The sequence below is a fragment of the Pseudomonas sp. 3A(2025) genome (assembly GCF_054589175.1).
On the sequence record NZ_BAAILM010000004.1, the window covers coordinates 68,121 to 89,656 of the forward strand.

At 61.7% G+C, this 21,536-nt stretch carries 16 protein-coding genes and 1 pseudogene; 11 read left to right on the forward strand and 6 right to left on the reverse strand.

Annotated features, from left to right (window positions below):
• Positions 1-63: 63 nt before the first annotated feature.
• From ACYP2A_RS01210 to ACYP2A_RS01225, 4 genes and pseudogenes are all read right to left on the reverse strand, one after another.
• Positions 64-1,577: pseudogene (locus ACYP2A_RS01210) on the reverse strand (DUF927 domain-containing protein).
• Positions 1,564-2,442 (reverse strand): toprim domain-containing protein, encoded by an 879-nt coding sequence (locus ACYP2A_RS01215; RefSeq protein WP_459742005.1) that lies wholly within the window; start codon positions 2,440-2,442, stop codon positions 1,564-1,566. Before ACYP2A_RS01215 ends, ACYP2A_RS01210 begins: the two are co-directional and overlap by 14 nt.
• Complete coding sequence (locus ACYP2A_RS01220; RefSeq protein WP_459742007.1) at positions 2,439-2,900, reverse strand: hypothetical protein; 462 nt, start codon at positions 2,898-2,900, stop codon at positions 2,439-2,441. Before ACYP2A_RS01220 ends, ACYP2A_RS01215 begins: the two co-directional genes overlap by 4 nt.
• Positions 2,901-2,995: 95 nt before the next feature.
• The gene (locus ACYP2A_RS01225; RefSeq protein ID WP_459742008.1) at positions 2,996-3,178 is read right to left on the reverse strand and encodes a hypothetical protein; all 183 of its coding nucleotides are present in this window, start codon (positions 3,176-3,178) and stop codon (positions 2,996-2,998) included.
• Between the two features lie 564 nt (positions 3,179-3,742).
• Between ACYP2A_RS01225 and mltA the strand changes: the two genes are divergently transcribed.
• The 11 genes from mltA to ACYP2A_RS01280 all read left to right on the forward strand — a co-directional run bounded on the left by mltA (position 3,743) and on the right by ACYP2A_RS01280 (position 19,479).
• The gene (mltA, locus tag ACYP2A_RS01230) at positions 3,743-4,912 is read left to right on the forward strand and encodes a murein transglycosylase A (protein WP_459742010.1); all 1,170 of its coding nucleotides are present in this window, start codon (positions 3,743-3,745) and stop codon (positions 4,910-4,912) included.
• A 356-nt stretch (positions 4,913-5,268) separates the two neighbouring features.
• Positions 5,269-6,813, forward strand: a complete 1,545-nt coding sequence (gene bcsE / locus ACYP2A_RS01235) for a cellulose biosynthesis protein BcsE (RefSeq protein WP_459742013.1) — start codon at positions 5,269-5,271, stop codon at positions 6,811-6,813.
• The gene (gene bcsF, locus ACYP2A_RS01240; RefSeq protein WP_459742015.1) at positions 6,810-7,010 is read left to right on the forward strand and encodes a cellulose biosynthesis protein BcsF; all 201 of its coding nucleotides are present in this window, start codon (positions 6,810-6,812) and stop codon (positions 7,008-7,010) included. The genes bcsE and bcsF overlap by 4 nt, the downstream gene beginning before the upstream one ends.
• Positions 6,997-8,634 (forward strand): cellulose biosynthesis protein BcsG, encoded by a 1,638-nt coding sequence (gene bcsG / locus ACYP2A_RS01245; protein ID WP_459742017.1) that lies wholly within the window; start codon positions 6,997-6,999, stop codon positions 8,632-8,634. The genes bcsF and bcsG overlap by 14 nt, the downstream gene beginning before the upstream one ends.
• Before the next feature lie 8 nt (positions 8,635-8,642).
• Positions 8,643-8,864, forward strand: a complete 222-nt coding sequence (gene bcsR / locus ACYP2A_RS01250) for a cellulose biosynthesis protein BcsR (RefSeq protein WP_459742019.1) — start codon at positions 8,643-8,645, stop codon at positions 8,862-8,864.
• Positions 8,861-9,601: a cellulose biosynthesis protein BcsQ gene (bcsQ, locus tag ACYP2A_RS01255; RefSeq protein ID WP_459742021.1), complete on the forward strand. Its 741-nt coding sequence runs from the start codon at positions 8,861-8,863 to the stop codon at positions 9,599-9,601. Before bcsR ends, bcsQ begins: the two co-directional genes overlap by 4 nt.
• Positions 9,598-12,180, forward strand: coding sequence for a UDP-forming cellulose synthase catalytic subunit (gene bcsA, locus ACYP2A_RS01260; RefSeq protein WP_459742022.1), 2,583 nt, complete (start codon positions 9,598-9,600; stop codon positions 12,178-12,180). Before bcsQ ends, bcsA begins: the two co-directional genes overlap by 4 nt.
• A gap of 5 nt (positions 12,181-12,185) precedes the next feature.
• Positions 12,186-14,498: a cellulose biosynthesis cyclic di-GMP-binding regulatory protein BcsB gene (gene bcsB / locus ACYP2A_RS01265; RefSeq protein WP_459742024.1), complete on the forward strand. Its 2,313-nt coding sequence runs from the start codon at positions 12,186-12,188 to the stop codon at positions 14,496-14,498.
• Between the two features lie 4 nt (positions 14,499-14,502).
• On the forward strand, positions 14,503-18,030 hold the full coding sequence (gene bcsC / locus ACYP2A_RS01270) for a cellulose synthase complex outer membrane protein BcsC (RefSeq protein ID WP_459742025.1): 3,528 nt from the start codon (positions 14,503-14,505) through the stop codon (positions 18,028-18,030).
• A 115-nt stretch (positions 18,031-18,145) separates the two neighbouring features.
• Positions 18,146-18,610 (forward strand): DUF2382 domain-containing protein, encoded by a 465-nt coding sequence (locus ACYP2A_RS01275; protein WP_459742027.1) that lies wholly within the window; start codon positions 18,146-18,148, stop codon positions 18,608-18,610.
• A complete protein-coding gene (locus ACYP2A_RS01280; RefSeq protein ID WP_459742029.1) occupies positions 18,607-19,479 on the forward strand; it encodes a YsnF/AvaK domain-containing protein in 873 nt (290 codons plus the stop codon). Before ACYP2A_RS01275 ends, ACYP2A_RS01280 begins: the two co-directional genes overlap by 4 nt.
• A 237-nt stretch (positions 19,480-19,716) precedes the next feature.
• On the opposite strand, the gene ACYP2A_RS01285 is transcribed toward ACYP2A_RS01280, so the two are convergent.
• The gene (locus ACYP2A_RS01285; RefSeq protein WP_459742031.1) at positions 19,717-20,865 is read right to left on the reverse strand and encodes a glycosyltransferase family 4 protein; all 1,149 of its coding nucleotides are present in this window, start codon (positions 20,863-20,865) and stop codon (positions 19,717-19,719) included.
• Positions 20,866-21,066: 201 nt separating this feature from the next.
• Positions 21,067-21,536, reverse strand: a 470-nt coding sequence (locus ACYP2A_RS01290) for an RNA-guided endonuclease TnpB family protein (RefSeq protein WP_459742032.1), incomplete at its 5' end; no start/stop codon positions are given.

Consider the following 21,536-nt stretch of genomic DNA (forward strand, 5'->3'; position numbering starts at 1 on the left):
GCACAGCTTGATAAGTGGCAGCCCTAAACCCTATGAACGGATCTAATGGCCGCCCCTTCAGCCTCAAGCGTTGTCTGCGTCAATCACCTCAGGATCCACCACATACAACCCCGCAAACCCGCCACCCGGTAATCGATACTTCTTGGTGTAGCGCTTGCGGTCGCTGTCACGCCGGGCAAGGCCGCCAACGCCTTCCAGCGCTTTGACAATGCGCGCCAGCCCGTACCCGTTCGCTGCCTCGATCAGCGCCGGCTTGTTGAACAGGTACAGCCGCTTGTCGCCCACCAATTGCCAGTACCCGGCCCGGTTACTCACCCTGGCATCGATCATCGCTTCGTTGATGTCCGAAAACCGGCTGCTGCCATGCTTGTCGATAAAGTCCGAAATGCCCGCCAGAATCTGCCGGTCTTCCGCATTACCGCTGCCCACCTGCGCCAGCCATTCGCCATACAGCAACAGACAGTCCGCCAAGGCGCTGCCCGGTACCCAAGGGAGTAACTGGTAGGCAATGACCATTTCTCCGGCCAGTGCGATCACCGCAAAGCGATCCGCCACCCGCCCGGCCTGCGCATTGTCCTCAACGAACTGCGCCCGAACGCTGGCGAACTCTTGCAGCAGGCCGGGACGATCATCGCTGGCCAGCAAACACTCCACGAAAGCAGGCCCGAGATGGCCGTGGTGATTGCCGACCGCGACGGTCAGTGCCCGATGAAAATCAGCACCGGCCAAGCCATGCAGTTCATCGAACGCACGGTGCGTACGCGTGCCGGCATTGACATCGACCATGCGCAATTCCGAACCGGCATGGGCGCTGTTGCCACTGATAGCCGCATGCACGGGAGTGACTTGCCGCTGGAGCTGTCGCCGACCAGATGCACGCCGCCGCCCAAGACGCCCACCAGACTTAAAAGCGGCCCGGCGAGTGCGCAGCCTATGGCGAGGGTCAATACCGGGTTGCCCATGCACTTGGCGGCTACTTGGGTTTTCCAGTCAACCAGTCCACCTCGACGGCTGAACAATATCTGGCCCTTGGTGCTGCTCTGGTAACGCACATTTCCATTGCCCAGCGTGCGTTCAGGCAACACGAACGCGCCTGACTCATGCCAGCCCGGCCGACTGGTCGTGGTGAACACCTCGACAGGCTTTTGCTCCAGCAAGTACTCCATGAACTGATTGCGCTTTTTCAGCGGAATAATCGCGCCCATGCTGAACAACTGACGACGAACGTCTTCGCCGCTGCCACCGAACACTTCCATGGCGACAATCAGTTCCTTGGAGCCGTCATCGGTCAGCAGGCGTAACAGCCGTCCATAACTGCCGTCGTCGCTGTTGGTCGTACGAGCGCTGACGGTGACCGGTGTGGAGATCCATTCATCGACAATGGGCCGACTGTGCTCAGCTTCTGATTCATCATCACCAACCAGACATTTGTAGCCATGCCAGTAAACGCCCGGCTTGAGACGCCGACCTTTCTCGTTGCTGACCCAGTGTTCGTACACCGCCCAGCACGGACGATCGGGCGTAATTACCGGCGCATCAGGATGCAGGCTGATGAAGGTGTGCTCAGGCGAGGCCATGGGCGCGCCTCCAGATCACAAGGTCGTTGTAGTCGGTCAGATCCAGTGGCGCATTGGCAGGCCAGTCGGGAAAAGTCACCTGCGCACCGGCTGCAACGGCGGCCGCATTGGCAAAGGTTCGACCTGGGTTACCGTCGGTTTGTCGGTCGTCGTCGCCAGTGATGATGAGTGGCACGTCGAGGTATCGAGCCTTGAGTGCCAATGCTACTGACTTGAGATTGCCAGTATTCATCGCAGCCGCAACGGTGTAACCGCTCTGATGCAGCGTGGCGGCGGTGGCCCAGCCTTCGCAGAGACACAGCGGTTTATCGGGTGTAACGGTGCCCAGTATCGAGTAGCTGGATTGCACCTTGCCGCCGCGCAGGAAACGTTTGGAACCGTCCGGTCCAATACGTTGCAGGTTGACCAGTTGCCCATTTGTGTACAGCGGGACCAGCAGCTCATCACCGCGTTGGCGAAGGGTATACGGATCGATCTGCTTGGCCACCAGATAAGCGTGTTCTGGATCAGCGCCGGGTGCCTTGCGCCCCCAGTACTGTGCCAGATCGGCAGCCTGAAGCTGACATCGCAGGCGCTCGGTTTCCCTTCGTTTTCGCGCCTGATCGATGTGTTCGCGTATCTGCTCGGCTTCTTGAAGGTTTTGAGGCTGCCGGCTGCACCAAGTGTGGGTGGTTCCCGTTTTCCAACTGCCAAACGCACCGGCCGCAATCGAGTCAATAAACAACACATACCAGCCATTGAGCCGGCCCGGTTTATCGCCCGGCACATGAAAGCGATGAATCTCTCCGTCGCCCAATGGCAGCCAGTCCAGCGGGCCATAGACCGATTGCAGCGCTTCACGAAATAACACCGTGGCGATTTTCATGGGCGCCCCCTGACGATCTGCTCGCGGATTTCAGCGGCGGTCTTGCCTCGGGTTTCTATCGCTTTGCCCGACGCGGTGATCTGGGTTATTTCGTCCTCCGTAAGCCCAAGGCTGCGCAATCCGTCCGTCCATTGCTGAAAACGGGCTTGAGCGGTGACTTTAGAGTTCGGCCCCTTGGCGCGCAGGCACGCATCGCACATGTCATCGGGATGAGGCCGGCTTTGCCAATTGCCTGGCCGTCGATACTCGAACAGTCCGCACTCGCAGCGGCACAACCACAACGCGCCTTTACCCATCGTGCTTGAGCGATACCAGGCAATGGCGGTCATTTTCCCACGCCGCTTGCCGGTGTGGTCGATGGCGTAATCAGGACGTGGAGACAGCTCTGGCAGGGAATCGATAGCTTTTTTCAGGCAAGCCGAAGCCGTTGGCGCTGGAGCACCTTTTTTAATGTTCATTATTTTTCCGCCGGCCCTATGGCCCTGAAATACAGGTCACCCTCGTGGACACCTCAAGGGTGCCCGCGATCCCGTTTGCTCAGACGATGCGTCGATCAGGTCGAGGCGATGTCATCCGGGCATGGATCGACAGCGGCCTTTTCAAGGGCACGGGCGCGGTCCATGTGGTGGTTGTAGCGGGCAATGCGGCTAGCGAGCGATGAGTCGGCGTGCAGGGCGCTAAGGGCCATGCGGCGATGCGCGAGGGCGCGACTTTTGAACGGATTGACGGTGTGCATGAGTGACTCCAAGTTCAGTATGGAGCTGTCACGATCCTTTCCACGGGATTGGGTGGCAGCTGTGTGCAGGGTGGAAATACCGGGAAACTTGGAACCCGGCCAGGCCGAGGCCTGCCCACACACAGCCGCCATAACACAGAAAAGCGGACACAAAAAAAGCGCCTGCAATCGTGATGGGGCGCTACGTGCGCCAAGTTTTTCAACGGGTTTCCACGCCCGACCATGGGATTGACCACGGATCGACGAACCATACCGGGCATCACCATTGCGTGCAACTGTGCGTGCGGGTAATGGCTGGCCAGACGCCACAAATCTGTTCCCACCAAAATCGAGGTGGGCACAGAATGGGAACACTTAACTTATTGTAATAATTGAATATTTACACTGTTCTCACTGTTCCCGCCGATTTGGAATCACAGGCACATCTGTGTGGCAGTAGTTCAAAAGCTCACAAACAGCTCTGTCATCCCTCTGGCGCGCCTGCCGGCCACATACAACACCAGGGTTGCCCCTTCCTCCACATCAGCCACAATGGGCGCTTTTTACTCATAGGACTGCCCGCCGATGCCTGCCTTTTTCACTCCCTGGCGCAAAGCCCTGGTCATTTCGTCGCTGGTTCTGCTGTCCGCCTGCGACAACACCGACAAACCCGCGACCACGACACCACCTGCCAAGCCCGCCGAGCCACACACCACGTATCGCCAAGGCTCTTGGGATGAATTGCCGGCGGTGGCGGATGCCGATCTGCAGGCCGGCTTCGGCGCGTGGCGCAGTGCGTGTACGCGGCTCAAGGCGGACGCGGTGTGGGGTGCATCGTGCGCTGCGGCGGCAGGCCTGACGCCGGCGCCTACGGCCACCGAGATCCGCACCTTCTTGCACACCAACCTGCAGGTGTACAGCCTGCGCGCCGAGGGCGGCAGTGCTGACGGTTTGATCACCGGTTACTACGAGCCGGTTTACCCTGGCAGCCTGACCCGCACCGAGCAAGCTACGATACCGGTGTATGGCATCCCTAATGATCTGATCGTGGTCAACCTCGACAGCCTGTACCCGGAGCTCAAGGGCAAGCGCCTGCGCGGTCGTGTCGAGGGGCGGGTACTCAAACCGTATGACGATGCCGCGACCATCAACGCCAAAGGCCTCGATGCGCCGGTTATAGCCTGGCTCACCGACCCGATGGATTTGCAGTTCTTGCAGATCCAGGGCTCGGGCCGGGTCAGCCTGCCGGATGGCTCGCAAGCGCGCCTGGCCTACGCCGACCAGAACGGTCATCCGTATCGCGCCATTGGCCGCTGGCTGGTGGAGCAGGGTGCATTGAAGAAAGAAGAGGTGACCATGGGCAGTATCGCCGGCTGGGCCAAGGCCAACCCGCAGCGGGTGCCGGAGCTGCTGGCCAGCAACCCCAGCTATGTGTTCTTCACGCGTAACCCGGACAGCAACGAAGGCCCACGCGGCTCGTTGAACGTGCCGCTGACCGACGGCTACAGCGTGGCCATCGACCGCAAGGTGATTCCACTGGGCAGCCTGTTGTGGCTGTCGACCACCCGCCCCGACGGTACGCCGCTGGTGCGCCCGGTGGCGGCTCAGGACACCGGGGGTGCGATTGCCGGTGAAGTGCGGGCCGACCTGTTCTGGGGCACCGGCGAGGCGGCCGGGCACCTGGCCGGCGACATGAAGCAGAAGGGCAATGTGTGGCTGCTGTGGCCCAAGGGCATGGCGCTTCCGGCTCAGTAAGCAGGGGCTTGCGACACAAAAAGTCAATAAACTGCCGTTTATTAAACGGCAGTTCAATTTAAAAACCTGTCATCACAAAATATTGACACTAGCATTTTGATGGCACACTATGTGCCCTCTATCGAACTGTATTTATCACCCCCATGACAGGCTCGTTTTAGTGCTGGTCAGTCGGTGGAAATCATCCGTATCATGCGCACCTTGAATTATTAAGCCTGGCTGCCGATATACCCGTCCACCGCTTGATTCATGTGTCTCGCTTTAGTTTTTGCTTCTCGACGTTCTGGTTTTCTTGCCCGTGTTCAATCATTGCGATTGAGCCTTGCGTGTGCATTCGGATTAATGGAGTAAGCGGTTTGGGGCCTGTCACCTTGGCCATCCGGCATTTGCAGGATGAGCATATTTTATTGCGCCAGGGAGGCTTGTATTGGATTGCGCTGGACCACGTGGCGGATGCGCAGACGCTTGCCTGCCAGTTCCTGGGCGCTTTGCCGGCCACGCAGGCCGCGACGCTGGTGTGCGTCGGCTCCGAACCTGAGGTTATTTCCGACCGCCTGGCCGCCGATCAAGGGCCTGCAACATTACGTTTGTTTGCCATTGCCGCCGAGGTGGCCGCGCCGGCTGTATTCCACTCTCTTATTGTGGACTTGCAGCGCATCCGACTGGCGCGGGGCAGCCAACTGGTCTTGATGTTACCGGCCGACTGGCTTGACACGTTCGATGCCCTTGAACTGCAACGCTGGTGTGCCCGCATGCGCCCGTGGTTATTGTCGTTCGATGCCACACTGCTGGTATTGAGCAGCGGACAATCGCCGCAACTACACGAGTGCTTACTGGGTTTTAACGAGCAACTTTCCGGTTTGGCCCAGTTGTACCGCCAGGACGGTGCGATTCATTATCAATTGAATTACTGGCACAGCCAGTTGGGCGTTTGCGCGGCACAAATGTTCGACTTGCAGGAGTGCAAAAGCGGTTTTGCCCTGAGCAAGACACAACGTTCAAGCGCTGTACAAGCCCGCACCGATGACCAGCGTATCTACCTGACCCAGCGCCTGGTGCTCGAAGGCACCGCGCCCTTGTCGGGGCAGTGGCGTATGTTCGAGCAACGCGACGAGCTGTTGCAGCAGGCGCGCAGTGCGCGTGCCGCCAGTGTCATCGTCGCGATTGAAAGTAACCAGGATGTAGAGCTGCTGGCCAGCCAGTTGCACGACCTGCGCGACCATTGTGGTGTAGCGCTGAAAATCATCGTGCGCGAAATGGAGCCGTGCCTGCGTTATCGCGACGAGCGCCTGTTGCTGGCCAGCGGTGCCAACCTGATTGTGCCGTGCAACACCTCGCTGGCCAATTTCCTGAGTCTGGTTGAAAGCGCCCAAAGCCAGGTCTGGCGACAGCGCGAGGGGCGGGACTTCGAGTCGCTGTTCAATCGGCTGCGCCCACCCGACGTGCGCGGCCTGTTGTGCCCCAAGGAATTTATCGACCTGCTCGATCAGGTCTACAACGGTGCGACCGGTGAGCTGGACCATCAGTTGTTAAGGCTGCAACCGCGCGGTGAGTTGAACGTCGAGCAATACCTGAGCCAGATCACCCTGCGGCGCTTCGGCGACGTGGCCTGCGTGGTCGATGGCTATTTTTATCTGTTTTTGTTCGCCTGCCGCGGCGACGGCCTGGAGCCTGCGCTGGGCAATGTCTGCCGCTTGCCGTGGCGCGATCTGTTCAGTGACTGCACGGTACTGGCCGGCGTTGACGCCTTGCCGCGCCAGGCGTTTGTCGAAGCGCCGGTGGTGCTGGACCTCTCGCAACAGGCCGTGCAGCAGGTCACTGCCGACCTGCACCGCTCGATCAACCAGGCCGGTTTTGTGCCGCAACGCATCACGCTCACGCTGTCGGAGCCCAGCTCATGAATTTCTCCCAACTGCTGCAGGTGATTGCCGTCAGCGTGTTGCTGACCGTCGCGCTGATCGTGTTGCTGCACAGTGCCGGCCAACGGCTGGTCCATTGGTGGCAAAACCACTTGCCGCCGCGTCATCTGAAACCGCGTGGCGTGCGTCGCCGTCTGCCTGCGGCCCCAGCCAAGAGCGATGTCAATGACCCGTCCTGAACGTATCGACGCTGTCACTGCGCGCACCGCTTCTCACTGGCGCTGGCCGGGGCTTGGGCTGTGGAACCTGTATTTCATCATCAAGCTGATGCTGTTCTGGGCCGGTTACCTGAACCTGCAACTGCTGCCCAACCTGGTGTTCGCGGCGGTGTTGCTGGTGCCTTTGCCCCATCGCTACCTGGTGTGGTTGCGCACGTTGATTGCCGTACCGGTGGGTGTGGCCCTGTTTTATCAGGACACCTGGCTGCCGCCCTTCAGCCGTTTGCTGGACCAGCCGGGCGTGCTGAATTTCAGCGGCGAGTACCTGCTGGAACTGGCCGGGCGTTTCATCGACTGGAGCCTGTGCGGCAAGTTGCTGGTGCTGACCGTGGCATTCTTTTTCGTGCGCCAGTGGCTGCGCCTGACCACCTTGACCCTGGCCGGCTTTGCCTGGCTGGGCAGCGCCAGTTTGCTGGCCATGCAGGCACCGACGCAGACAACCGTGGCGCAAACACCGGGCACGGCTACGGTCAGTACGGCAGAGCCCGACAGTCCGACCCTGGAAGCCTACCTGCAAAAGTTCTACACCACCGAGGCTGCCCGTCAGGTGAAGTTCGAGCCGTCGGCGTCGGCCGCTCAACCGTTCGACCTGTTGCTGATCAACATCTGCTCGATGGCCTGGGATGACCTGGAATCGGTAGGGCTGCGCGATAACCCGCTGTTCCAGCAGATGGACATGATCTTCGATAACTTCAACTCGGCCACCTCCTACAGCGGCCCGGCGGCGATTCGGTTGTTGCGTGCCAGTTGTGGTCAGCAACCGCACAGCAAGCTGTACGGCATGGCCGCCGAGCAATGCCTGTTAATGGATGACCTGCGCAAGCTGGGCTTCGACAGCCAGGTGATGCTCAACCACACCGGTCAGTTCGAAGGCTTTATCGACGAGGTGCGCAGCCAGGGTTCGCTGCCGGCGCCGCAAGTCAGTACCGCCAACCTGCCACGGGCGCTGGTCGGCTTCGACGGTTCGCCGATCTGGCGCGACCGCGAGGTGCTCGACAAGTGGTGGCTCAACCGTGTGGGCCAGGACAATTCGCGGGTGGCGCTGTTCTACAACACCACCACGCTGCATGACGGCAACCGGGCACTGACCAGCGATGGCGGCACCAAGAGCGCCGACTACAAGCCGCGCGCCCAGGCGTTGATCGACGATTTGAGCGCCTTCCTCAAGCAACTGGAAAAGAGCGGCCGGCGTGTCGCCGTGGTGATCGTGCCCGAACACGGCGCCGCCTTGCACGGTGACCGTATGCAGATCGACGGCATGCGCGAAATCCCCAGCCCTTCGATTACCCATGTGCCGGTTGGCATCAAGTTGATCGGCATGGGCAAGCCGCCAGCCAGTGGCCCGATTCATGTCAGCGAGCCGAGCAGTTACCTGGCGCTGTCGCAGATCATCGCGCGATTGTATGCCGCAGCGCCTCAGGGCGAAGGCCTGGAGCCTGACTGGCAGACGCTGCTGAGCAACCTGCCGCAGACCCCGATGGTCTCGGAAAACGCCGGCACCGTGGTCCTCGATTATGCCGGCAAGCCTTACGTGCGCATTAAGGAGAAGGGCGCATGGCTACCTTACCCACAAAGATTCCAGTGAACAAAATCATGCTGACACGCAACGAACGCGCTGATGACATTGCCAGGCTCAAGGCCGACCTGAACCTGACGGACCTCAATTACGTGGATATTTCGGCGCAGCTGGAGTTGAGCCAGGCGCTCAAGCGCTGGCCGTTGCTGGTCGAACTGATGCGCCCTCTTGCGCCGGTCGAAAACGCGCAGCGTAGCGATAAAGATGATCGGTCGAGTATTCGTGAGGCGCGCCAGTGAGTGCCTTGAGCCTGTCGGGCGTACGTGGCGGGGTGGGCACCACCTCGTTGCTGGCCGCGCTCGGCTTTGCCCTGCACAGCCTTGGCGAGCGGGTGTTGATGGTCGATATGTGCCCGGAAAACCAGCTGCGCCTGCACTTCAATCTGGCGGTCGAGCAATCGTCGGGCTGGGCGCGGGCGATGCTCGACCGCCAGCCCTGGCACGAACACGCCTGGCGCCTGAGCGACAACCTGCACCTGCTGCCCTATGGCCGCTTGAGCGCTGCGCACAGTCAGGCCGTCGAGCAGCGCTTGCTCAATGACCCCGCACTATGGGCGCGGCGGCAAGTGAGCCTGGCCGGGCAATACGACTGGCTGCTGTTCGATCTGCCGCAACGTTTACCGGGGCATGCCGGTGTAGGGCCGTGCCTGTTGCCGATCCGTGTCGCAGAAGCCGACACGGCCTGTCTGGCGCTGTTGCAGCAAGCCCGGCAAGAACCGGGTTATACGCCGCAACCGTTATTGATCAATCGCTTCGATGCGGGCAGCGCGTTGCAGCGCGACCTGTTGCTGGTGTGGCGCAACAGCCCGGACAGCCGCCTGCTGCCGCTGACGGTGCACACCGATGAAGCGGTGCGCGAAGCCATGGCCTTTCGGCAACCGGTTGGCCAGTATGCGCCCGACAGCCTGGCCGCTCAGGATGCCGTGAGTCTGGCGACCTGGTGCCTGGCCCGTCGCCAGGAACTGGAGGCTGCATGACTGGACGCGGGTTTGCCTACCGGCAGTTGCGCCGTCAGCATGACTGTCACCCGCTGACCGCCTTGTGGCTGGCCACGCTGAGTGCTCTGGCGTGGCTGTTTTTGCGTCTGGAGTCGCCGGTCTGGCAGCGTCTGATCGAACAGCGCCAGCGCTGGTACCCGCAACTGGCCAACAAGGCGCCGAGTGCCGGCGACCCGCTGCGCATTGTCTTGCAAAGTCTGTGGCTGCTGTTGTTCCAGCCTTGGCCACAAGCACACCGGCGCCCTGTGCCGCGCGTGTTGCAACGTGCAGGCCGGCTCAATCAAGCGCTCTGGAGCCGCTTTGGCCACTTTCTCAACGGCCTGCCCGACCAGGTCAGCCAGAGCCGTTCGATAAAGGACAGTACCCACTGGTGGTCGACGCTGGGGCCGCGTCAGCAGAAGTGGCTGAACATCCTGTGCGGCGTGTCGGGGCTAGGCCTGGTGCTGGTGTGCATCACCGAGCCGTTCAGCCTGACCTCACAAATCCTCTTTGTGGCGCTGCTGTGGGCCGTGGCGATGCTGGTGCGGCGCGTGCCGGGGCGCTTTCCGACCCTGTTATTGATCATGCTGTCGCTGATCGTTTCGTGCCGTTACCTGTGGTGGCGCTACACCGAGACCCTGAACTGGGACAGCCCGCTGGACCTGGTGCTCGGGGTCATTCTGCTGATCGCCGAGACCTACTCCTGGCTGGTACTGGTGCTGGGCTATATCCAGACCTGCTGGCCGTTGCAGCGCAAGCCTGCGCAATTGCCGAGCGACACGAGCCTGTGGCCAACGGTCGATCTGTTGATCCCCACCTACAACGAAGACCTGTCGATCGTGCGCGGCACGGTGTATGCCGCCTTAGGCCTGGACTGGCCGCACGACAAGCTGCGCATTTCGATTCTCGATGACGGCAAGCGCGAAGCCTTCAAGCAGTTTGCCGCCGAGGCCGGGGTCAACTACATCACCCGCGCCGACAACAAGCACGCCAAGGCCGGCAACCTGAACCGGGCGCTGGGCCAGCTGACTGGCGAGCTGATCGCGATTTTCGACTGCGACCACGTGCCGGTGCGCTCCTTCCTGCAGCTGACAGTGGGCTGGTTTTTGCGCGACCCGAAAATGGCGCTGGTGCAAACCCCGCACCACTTCCTGTCGCCGGACCCGTTCGAGCGCAACCTCGATACCTTCCGCAAGCGGCCCAACGAAGGCGAGCTGTTCTATGGCCTGGTGCAGGACGGCAACGACATGTGGAACGCGGCGTTCTTCTGTGGCTCATGCGCGGTGTTGCGCCGGGCGGCCATCGAAGACATCGGCGGCTTTGCCGTCGAGACCGTCACCGAAGACGCGCACACCGCGCTGCGCATGCACCGCCGCGGCTGGAACTCGGCCTATGTGCGCATTCCGCAAGCGGCGGGGCTGGCCACCGAAAGCCTGTCGGCGCACATCGGCCAGCGAATTCGCTGGGCACGCGGCATGGCGCAGATTTTCCGCACCGACAATCCCTTGCTGGGCAGAGGCCTGACGTTCTTCCAGCGCATCTGTTACGCCAACGCCATGCTGCACTTTCTGGTCGGCTTGCCGCGTCTGGTGTTCCTCACTGCACCGCTGGCGTTCCTGCTGTTTCATGCCTACATCATTTACGCCCCGGCGGTGATGATCGTGCTGTACGTGATTCCGCACATGGTCCACGCCAGCCTGACCAACTCACGGATTCAGGGCGAGCATCGCCTGACGTTCTGGGGCGAGGTGTATGAAACGGTGCTGGCCTGGTACATCGCCCGGCCGACCACCGTGGCGCTGTTCAACCCCAGGAAGGGCAAGTTCAACGTCACCGCCAAGGGCGGCCTGATGACCGAAAACCAGTTCGACTGGAGCATCGCCCGGCCGTACCTGATTCTGGCGCTGCTCAATATCATCGGGCTGGGCTTTGCGGTGTGGCGGTTGTTCAACGGCCCGACCGATGAAATCGGCACGATTCTGGTCAGTTGCCTGTGGGTGTTCTACAACCTGCTGATCGTCGGCTCTGCCGTGGCGATTGCCGCCGAGGTGCGCCAGGTGCGTGAAACCCACCGGGTGCTGGCACGCCTGCCGGCGGCGCTGCGCCTGGCCAACGGGCGTTTCCATACCGGCACGCTGGTCGACTATTCCGACGGTGGCGTGGGCCTTGAGCTGGATGCCGAGCTGGCCATCCCGCTGGGCGAGCGCGTGTCGTTGATGATGCAGCGCGGCAACCGCGAATTTCTGTTCCCTGGCGTGGTGACCCGTAGCCATCGCCACCTGGTGGGTATCGCCTTCAATGCGTTGTCGCCGGCACAGAAGATCGATTATGTGCAATGCACCTTTGCCCGCGCCGACGCCTGGTTGAACTGGAACGAAAATTTTTCGCCGGACCGCCCGCTGCACAGTTTCATCGAAGTGCTGCGTCTGGGCGCGACGGGCTATTACCGCCTCTATCAGTATTTACCTGCCTGGACCCGCACTCTGGCGCGGCCGTTCGTGCGCCTGTGTGCCTGGCTGATCAGCTACGTGCCACGGTTCGCCAAGGCATCACCTTCTTCAACTTCTCGATCGGTGTGAGCTCCATGAGTCGCTTTTTCAATTTCAGGCTCACCAGCCTGCTACTGCTGGCCATGGGCTGTGTTCACGCTCAGGCGCAAACCCAGGCGCTGCCTCCAACGCCCAAGGTCCAGGCACCGGTACCGGTACCGGCGGCGACACCTGTCGTGCTGCCGGCGGTTACCCTGCCGCCGAGCTGGGATGTGTCGCACAGCTTCGAGAGCCTGGGCCGGGCCTCCGACACCCTGCTGCTGGGCACGCGCAACACCGATCAGTTCGAGTTCACCCTGCGCCGCGACCGCATCGCCAGCCAGGCCGGCCTGCAACTGGAGTACACCCCATCGCCGGCACTGTTGCCGACGCTGTCGCACCTGCGCATCTACCTCAACGACGTGCTGATGAGCGTGGTGCCCATCGAGAAAGAGCAACTGGGCAAGAAGACCGTGCGCCAGGTGGCCCTCGACCCGCGTCTGGTCAGTGACTTCAACCGGGTGCGTATTGAGTTCGTCGGGCATTACACCGACATCTGCGAAGAGCCGTCCAACAGCGCGTTGTGGGTCAACGTCAGCCGCGTCAGCCAGGTCTCGCTCAAGGAGCAGGCGCTGATCATCAAGAATGACCTGGCGTACTTTCCGGTGCCGTTCTTCGACTCGCGCGGCCATGGCCTACCCAGCCTGAACATGGTCTTCGCCGGCCAGCCGACGCTGGGCGAGCAGCGCGCCGCCGGCGTGCTGGCCTCCTACTTCGGCAGCCAGGCGGCCTGGCGCGGCACGCAATTTCCGGTGCTGTTCGATCAGTTGCCGGCCGCTACGACCGAGCGCCCGGCCGGGGCCTCGATCGTGTTCGCCACCAACAGCCATCGCCCGGCCTTCATGGCGGATCTTGCGAAATACCCGGCCGTCGAGGCGCCGGTGGTGCAGATGCTCGACAGTCCGGTCGACCGCTACAGCAAGGTGCTGCTGGTCATGGGCCGCGACGAAGCCGACCTGCTCACTGCCGTACAGGCGCTGGCGCTGGGCGGCGATTTGCTGCGTGGCGACCGGGTGGTGATCGACAAGGTGCAGCAACTGCAACCACGCAAGCCATACGATGCGCCCAACTGGATGGCCACCGACCGTCCTGTGCGCTTCGCCGAACTGATCAAGTACCCCGAGCAACTGCGCGCCAGCGGCCTGCAACCGCAGCCGATCAGCGTGGAGATGAACCTGCCGCCGGACCTGTTCGTCTGGCGTAACCAGGGCATCCCGTTGCAAGCCCGCTACCGCTACACGCCGCCACCGTTCAATGACGGCTCGCGCTTGAACATCAGCCTCAACAACGAGTTCATCAGCAGCTTGCCGTTGCAGGTCAACAGCCATGACCAGCTTGAAGAGCTGCGCCTGGCGGTGCTGAACACAGAGTCGGCGAACGTCAACGAGAAGGTGTCGATGCCGGCGCTGAAGGTCGGCGACCGCAACACCTTGCAGTTCAAGTTCAGCTTCACCTCCACCGGCGGCGCGGGCGCCCAGCGTGATCGTTGCCAGACCTCGTTGCCGATCGACGCCCAGGCGGTGATCGACGATCAGTCGAGCATCGATCTGTCCGGCTACAACCACTACATCGCGATGCCTGACCTGTCAGCCTTTGCCCGCAGTGGTTTTCCTTACAGCCGCATGGCGGATTTGTCTGAAACCCTGGTGGTGCTGCCCAAGCAGCCCAATGCGCTGCAGTTGAGCACCTACCTTGAAGCGCTGGCCGGCATTTCGGCGCGCTCCGGTTTGCCGGCCATGAAGCTGCAAGTCAGCGACAACTGGGAACAGGCCGCCAAAGAAGACGCCGATCTGCTGGTACTCGGTTCGTTTGCGCCGGACATGCGCGATAACCGCGACATGAACCTGCTGCTCGACCGTTCTCGCGACTGGCTGTTGCAGTCCAGCGACAAGCATGCGCACAGCGAGTCCAACCCGCCGTCGAGCCTGGTACAAGTGTCGGCGCAAGGGCCGATTGCCGCCATTGTCGGTTTGCAGTCACCGTTCCATGCCCAGCGCAGCATCGTCGCCTTGCTGGCTACCGAAGACGCCGACTTCACGTTGCTGCGCGAGACGCTCAACGACAGCGGCAAGCTCAATGCCGTGGCCGGCTCTGTGGCGTTGATCCGCAGCAGCGGCGTGTACAGCCAGATCGTCGGCGAGCGCTACTACGTCGGTAGCCTGCCGTGGTGGCAACTGCTGTGGTTCAAGTTGTCCGAGCACCCGGTGCTGCTGGCCTTCATGGCCGTGTTCGGTGTGTTGCTGACCTCGGTACTGGTCATGCGCGCGCTGCAATGGGCGGCGCGTCGTCGCCTGGCGTATGGGGAATAAGCCGGTGCGCTTGCTCAGGGGCTTGACCTTGTTGCTGACCGGCCTCAGCGGTGCGGCGCTGGCCGCCGAGATGCCGCAGACGGCCACAGAACAGCAGCAATGGTTGTTGCAACAGATGCGCGTGGGCGAGGCGCTGTATCGCGACGATCTGGTCAAGGACGCCCTGGCGCGCCTGGAGCTGGTCACCCCGCAGCACCCGCAAGTGGTGCTGGGCAAACTGGTTCAGGCACTGGCCAACCCGACGGCCAACGAAGCCTGGATCAATCAGTTGCTGGTCGAGCTGGATCAGAAATACCCCGACTCGCTGCAACGCCGCCAGGCGTATGCCTTGGTCCGGTTGCGCAGCCAGGAGGGCCAGCAGGCCTTGCAACAAGCCAGGCTGCTGGCTGCTGCCGGGCGCTTCGATGAGGCGACCAAGGCCTTCGAGCAAGTGCTGGGCGCAGAACCACCCAACCTGGCCATGGCCCTGGAGTACTGGGCCAGCCGTAGCCGCGTCACGGGCCAGCGCCCGGTGGCCATCAAGCAGTTGCAGGCCCTGGACCGTGATTACCCGGGCAATACCGGGGTGCGGCAGATGCTGGTCAGCCTGTTGATGAGCGAAAAGCGCGACGCCGAAGCCCTGGCCGTGCTGCACCAGTTGGCCGCCGATCCGCTGGCCAGTAACAATGCAGCCGAAACCGAATACAACTACCTGGTCAAGCAACCGGTCACCCCCGAGACCTTGCGCGCCTGGCAGGCGTTTGTCGGCTACTACCCGTATTCGCCGCTGCTCAAGAACGCGCGCCAGCAACTGGCCGACCAGCAACGCTTGCAGGCCGACCCGGCCTGGCAGGCCGGTGCCCAGGCCAAGCGTTTGCTGGAGCAGGACTCGGGCAATGTGCAGGACAGCGTGCAAGCCGAGCAACTGCTGCGCCGCGCCCTGAAAGGCTACCCGGAGGATTCGAGCCTGCACGGCGCGCTGGGCACCGCCTTGATGCGCCAGGACAAGAACGCCGCAGCTTATGCGGCATTTACCACGGCACTGAGTAAAGAGCAGGACACCTTTTACATCAGTAAATGGCAGGACCTGCAAAAGCTCGCCCGCAACTGGATGGCGCTGCAACAAGGCGACCAGGCGCTTGCGCGCAAGGACTATGCGGCCGCGCGCAGCGCCTATCAGCAGGCGCGCACGCTGGATGCGCAATCAGCCGGCCCGTTGATCGGCCTGGCTGAAGTTGCCCGTGCACAACTGGACGACATTCAGGCCGAAGCCTTGCTGCTGCAGGCGCGCAAGGTCGAGCCGGACAATGGCAGCGTGATCCGTGCGCTGGTGCGGCTGTATCGGGCGCAGTCCAACGAGCGCGCCGAAGCCTTTCTCAATACCTTGCCGGCGACCAACCAGGCCGAGTTCGCCGCGCTGCGCCAGAGCATCGAACTGGCACGCCTGAACCTGCAGGCCGATCAGTTCAGCGAGCGCTCCGACTGGGTGCAACTGGTCCCGACGCTGAAGAAGATCCGCGTGCTGGACCCGGACAATCCGTGGCTGGCCTATCGTCTGGCCGCTGCCGAAATGGCCTTGGGCAAGCCGCAACAGGCTGATGACGCGTTCACACAATTGCTGACGCGCCAAGGCGCTAACCCCGAAGCGCGTTATGCCCATGGCCTGTACCTGGCCAATGCCAACCGCGACGACGAAGTGCTGGCCAGCCTGGGCAAGATTCCCAAGGCCAACTGGACCGACAACATGCGCGAACTGGGCGCGCGTATCGAGCGCCGGCAGATGCTGGCGCGCGCCGAATTGTTGCGCAGCAATGGCAAAGAAGCGCAAGCCATTGCCCTGCTGATGCGCAACCCGACCCCCGACGACTACGCCACCCTGGCCGACTGGGCGACCCAGCGCAGCGATTGGCCGGCGGCAGAAAGCGCGTATAAAAAAGTCCTGGCGGCCGACCCGAAAAATGCTGACGCGCAGTTGGGGCTGATCGAAGTATTGATCGCCACCCAACGCGTACCAGAAGCGCGCACGGCGCTGGCCAGCCTGGCGATGCCGGCCGATGCTTCGCCTAACTGGCAGCGGCGCCTGGCCAATGCCTGGCTGGGCGCCGGCGATAAAGAGCGCGCCAAGGCGCTGCTCGCCGACCTGCTGAAAACCCCGCAAAGCGACCCGCTGATCTACCGCGATGCCGCGCGTCTGCAAGCCAAAGACAACCCGCAGCAGGCACTGGACCGCTACGCACAGGCCATGGCAGCGGCCGGCCTGATCAAGCCCGACGAGGCCAGCCCCCGCAACAACGTCGCCCTGACCCGGGCCAGCCGCGCCCAGGACAGCGACGACTGGTTGCCGCGCAGCCTGCGCAGCGATGTCGACGAGCTGTACCAACAGCAGAACACCACGGTCAACGTCTACCACGACATTACCCGGCGCACTGACAGCACCTCGCCGGGCATTTCCGACCTGACCACCCAGACCTCCATCGTGCGTGTCGACACGCCGGTCGCTGGCGGCCATGGCTTTGTCCAGGCCGAGCAGGTCGACCTCAATGCCAGCAAATTCGACACCGATGAAAACGGTCTGCACACCGAAGCGTTCGGCACCTGTGCGGTACGCATCAACCGCACCACCGGCAACCCCACACTCAGCGGCTGCCGCAGCACCTCGCAAAGCACCAGCGGCCCCAGCGTGGCCGTGGGCTGGAAGAACGAGCAGGTGGCGGTGGACATCGGCCATACGCCGCAGGGCTTCGAAATAGGCAACTGGCTGGGCGGCGTCGCCTACAGCAGCAACTGGAACTCGATTGGCTGGACCCTGACCGCTTCGCGCCGGCCGATGAGCAACTCGGTGGTGTCCTACGCCGGCGCCGTGGACCCGGTGACCGGCATCCGCTGGGGCGGGGTGACCAGCAATGGCTTTACCCTGAGCATGAGCTATGACCAGGGCGGCATCGATGGCCTGTGGGCCAGCCTGGGCACCCATTGGCTGCGCGGCAAGAACGTGGCCAACAACCATCGGCTTTCGGCGATGGCCGGCTACTACTACCGCCTCAAAGACAGCGCCGATGAGCGCATGCGCACCGGCCTGACCCTGATGTACTGGGGCTACGACAAGGACCTGAGCGAGTACACCCTGGGGCAGGGCGGCTATTACAGCCCGCAGCAGTACTACTCGATCGGCGTACCGCTCAGTTACGCCTGGCGCAACGCCAACTGGTCGGCACAACTGGAAGGCTCGGTGGGCTGGTCGTTCTCCAGCACCGACAGCAGCGACCTGTACCCGATGGGCGTGCCGCTCAGCGATGGCGATGCCGTTGATGAGGACAACACCACCCTGACCAAATCCGGTAGCAGCAGCACCGGCGTCAGTGCGCGCCTGCAAGCCCAGGTCGAACGGCGCCTGAGCAACAACCTGATGCTGGGCACGGGGGTTTCCCTGCAACACAGCGAAGGCTATGCACCCAGCCGGGCGATGTTGTACCTGCGCTACAACTTCGACGAGTGGCAAGGCAATTTGCCGATGCCGATCGAGCCGGTGACGCCGTATGGGGATATGCGCTGACCGGTATGGATTCGCCAATCCTGTGCCACACCCTTCATCAATCCCCTTGAACGATCTGCTCTGACCGCAACTCACCTTAATAGCAGGCGCTATTAAGGTGAGGAGACAGCGGTGTATGAACGGCCCCGATAAACGCCATGGTGATGCTTCCATTCCGGTTCTGGAAGAGGTCGCAACGCTGTCCAAACGGACGGTCGTCACCGGCGTTACCACGGTTGAAAAGCAGGTCGAGTCTCGACGTCACGTGATATCCGAGGTCCTGCAAGCGCAGGACGTTTCGGTGGACAGGGTGCCTGTCGGCACCGTCGTGGACGCTGCCAATCCTCCGCAGGTCAGGACCGAACACGGTGTGACCATCATCCCGGTACTTGAAGAAGTGCTGGTCGTTGAAAAGCGCCTGATGCTCAAGGAGGAGCTGCACATTCGACAGTATGTCGACGAAACACTTTCTAGCCAGGAAGTGACTTTGCAGATCGAAAGCGTGCTGCTCAAGCACCGCGAAGCCACTCCGGCTGACCAGGATCAAACGGTCAAGCCTTTGCTCCATGGCCAAATTCCTCCAAGAGAGAACCCAATATGACGCATACATTAGTAGCAGCCTTCGATACGCTGGCAGAAGCTCATGCCGCCAAGGCTCAGTTGCTGAGCCATAACATTCTGGAGAGCAACATCAAGCTGTCCTCGTCCGAACTCACAAGCGCCGAGCACGCTGTCGGCGCAGAGGACGATCACGCGCCGTTCGGGCACAAGGTCGGCAGTTTCTTCGGTTCGCTGTTCAGCGGCGACGATGAAGATAAACCCCACCGTTACGCAACGGCTTACCCGGAAGCCTACCGCCGTGGCGCCACGCTGCTGACGGTTACGCTCGACACCGATGAGCAGGTAGAACAGGCCGAAGACATTCTGGAGCACAACGGCGCGTTCGACATCGATGAGCGCTCGTCTACCTGGGATACCGATGCCAGCGACGTCACTGGCGCGGTCGTGCCTCTGGCGGCCCCCCGTCTGGCCGACACCCGTCTGGTGGATGAGCGTACGTCGATTCCGATTATTGAAGAAAGCCTGCGGGTCGGTAAACGAGTGATCAATACCGGACGCGTTCGGGTCGTGTCACGCGTGACCGAGCGGCCGATCGAGGAGACCGTCAGCCTGCACGAGGAGCACGCTTACATCGAGCGTCATCCGGTTGATCGTGCGGCCACGGCGGATGAGCTGGACAGCTTCAAGGAGGGCTTCATAGAAATCCAGGAGACCGCCGAAGAGCTGGTGGTCGAGAAAACCGCCCGTGTGGTCGAGGAAGTCAGCGTTGGCCGACAGTCATCGGACCATACCGAAACCGTGCGTGACACACTGCGCCGGACCGATGTCGATGTGCAGACCGAGCCTGGCTCGATGCTGCATCGCGATGAGGTGGTCAAACTGGACGATCCCCTGAAAAACCGTCCGTAATATCGGTGCGGGCTTCAGGAGTTAGTCGGGCCTTGGCACGAACCTGATGTAGGAGGCAGCTCTGCTGGCGATATCTGCGGTACAGACGCCATAGATGTGCCGGTTTTACTGGCCTCTTCGCCAGCAGAGCTGCCTCCATCCATCCAAGGCTCGACACATACCTGTGGGAGGCTGCTCTGCAGGCGAAGAGGCCGGCATGGGCAAAGACAGTTGCTGCCTCCTACAGGATAGGTGGCCTCAGCGCCTGTTCGCCAACACCTTCTGGTAAACCTCCAGGGTCTGTTGCGCGCAGGCGCTCCAGGTAAACTGGCGGGCGCGTTCCAGGCCTAGACGGACTTTGCGCTCGCGTTCTTCGGGCTGTTGCAGTACGGCTTGCATGGCGGCGGCGATGCTGTCGACGTTGTGCGGATCGACTGGCCATGCGGCGTCGCCGGTGACTTCCGGCAGCGAGGTGCTGTTGGAGGCGATCAGCGGGCATTGTGCGGCAAAGGCTTCGATGGCCGGCAGGCCAAAGCCTTCATATAGAGACGCAAATACCAAGGCACCGGCGCTTTGCAGCAGGGCCAGCACTTCGTTTTGCGGCAAATAGCTCAGCCAGCGGCCCTCGCCACGGTGTTGCAGCGCCTCAAGCCGCGGCAGCAGGGCTTCGTTATGCCAGCCATCGCGGCCGACCACGATCAGCGGATGCGCCTTGCGGATTTCTGCCGGTAATTGTTCGAAGGCGTCGAGCACCCGCAGCAGGTTCTTGCGCGGTTGCAGGGTGCCGATCGACAGGAAGAAGCCCGGTTGCAGGCCATGCCTGGCCAGCACTGCCTCGCGCTCTACACTGTCGACGCGCTGGAAGTACACCGGGTCAACGCCCAGCGGGGTGACGCTGATGCGTTCAGGCTCTATCCCCAGGTGTGTGACCATGTCCTGCTTGCTGTAGTCGGAAATGGTGATGATGTGGTCGGCGCGGTGAATGCTGTTGATGAACAGCCAGCTTTTCAGGCGCTTGAGGTCTTGCTTGATCCACTCCGGGTGCAGCAACGGGATCACGTCCATGATCGTGGCAACGGTCGGCACGCCGCGAATCAGCGGAATATGGTGATCGGTGGCATGGAACAACTGCACGTCACGGGCAATGTCGCCTGAGTTGCTCAGGGGCCGTTTGAGTACGCCGCCAAGAACCGCATGGATGCGAAAGTCCCTGGCCAGTACTTGCGGAGTACCGAACGGCATGGCTGGCAGGTTTTTGCCAAAAGCATAAGGCTTGATACGCAGGTCGTGGTGCTGGCTTAGAGCGTTCAAGCCCTGCCAGAGCGCACGGGAATAGATACCGATACCGTCCAGATGTCCGGTCCGTGCGCCGCCTGCCCAAACGGTACAACTCAAGCCTATGTTCATGTCTTGTTTTTCTCGAATCCGATCAGTTGTATCGTGTTTTTCAAGTGATTTTCGGCGGTAAACAGCGTCAATCCGTACCCATGAGCCGAACAGGGCGCGCAGCCTACCATGAGCTGACCATTTGACGTCCTCCCCCACCTCGATCTTCGATCGTCGCCACAGGCGCAAAGGAAGGGGATTCCTGCTTCACAGAGCACAGCCTCAGGCTACTTGAGCCATCGGTCTTACACGCTCTCCACAGGCTAAAACCGTGAGTCCCACGGCTTTGATATTCTTTGCAGCATTGGTGTCGCGATCATGCTCGGCGTTGCACGATGGACATGCCCAGACTCGAGTCGAGAGTGATAATTGAGCCAATACGTGACCACAACCTGAGCAGGTTTTGCTGCTCGGGTACCACTGATCAATCCTTACGATCTGCCGGCCCGCCCAGTCACCCTTGTATTCCAGCTGCCGAGCGAACTCACCCCAGGCAGCGTCAGCAATGGCCTTGGACAGCTTGCGATTCCTGATCATGTTTTTGACTTTCAAAGACTCGACGCAGATTACTTGGTTTTCGTTGATCAATCTGCGCGACACCTGATGAAGGTTGTCCTGGCGGGCATCTGAAATTTTTGCGTGCAGCCTGGCCACCTTGCGTTTCGCTTTCAGGCGATTGGCTGAGCCGAGCT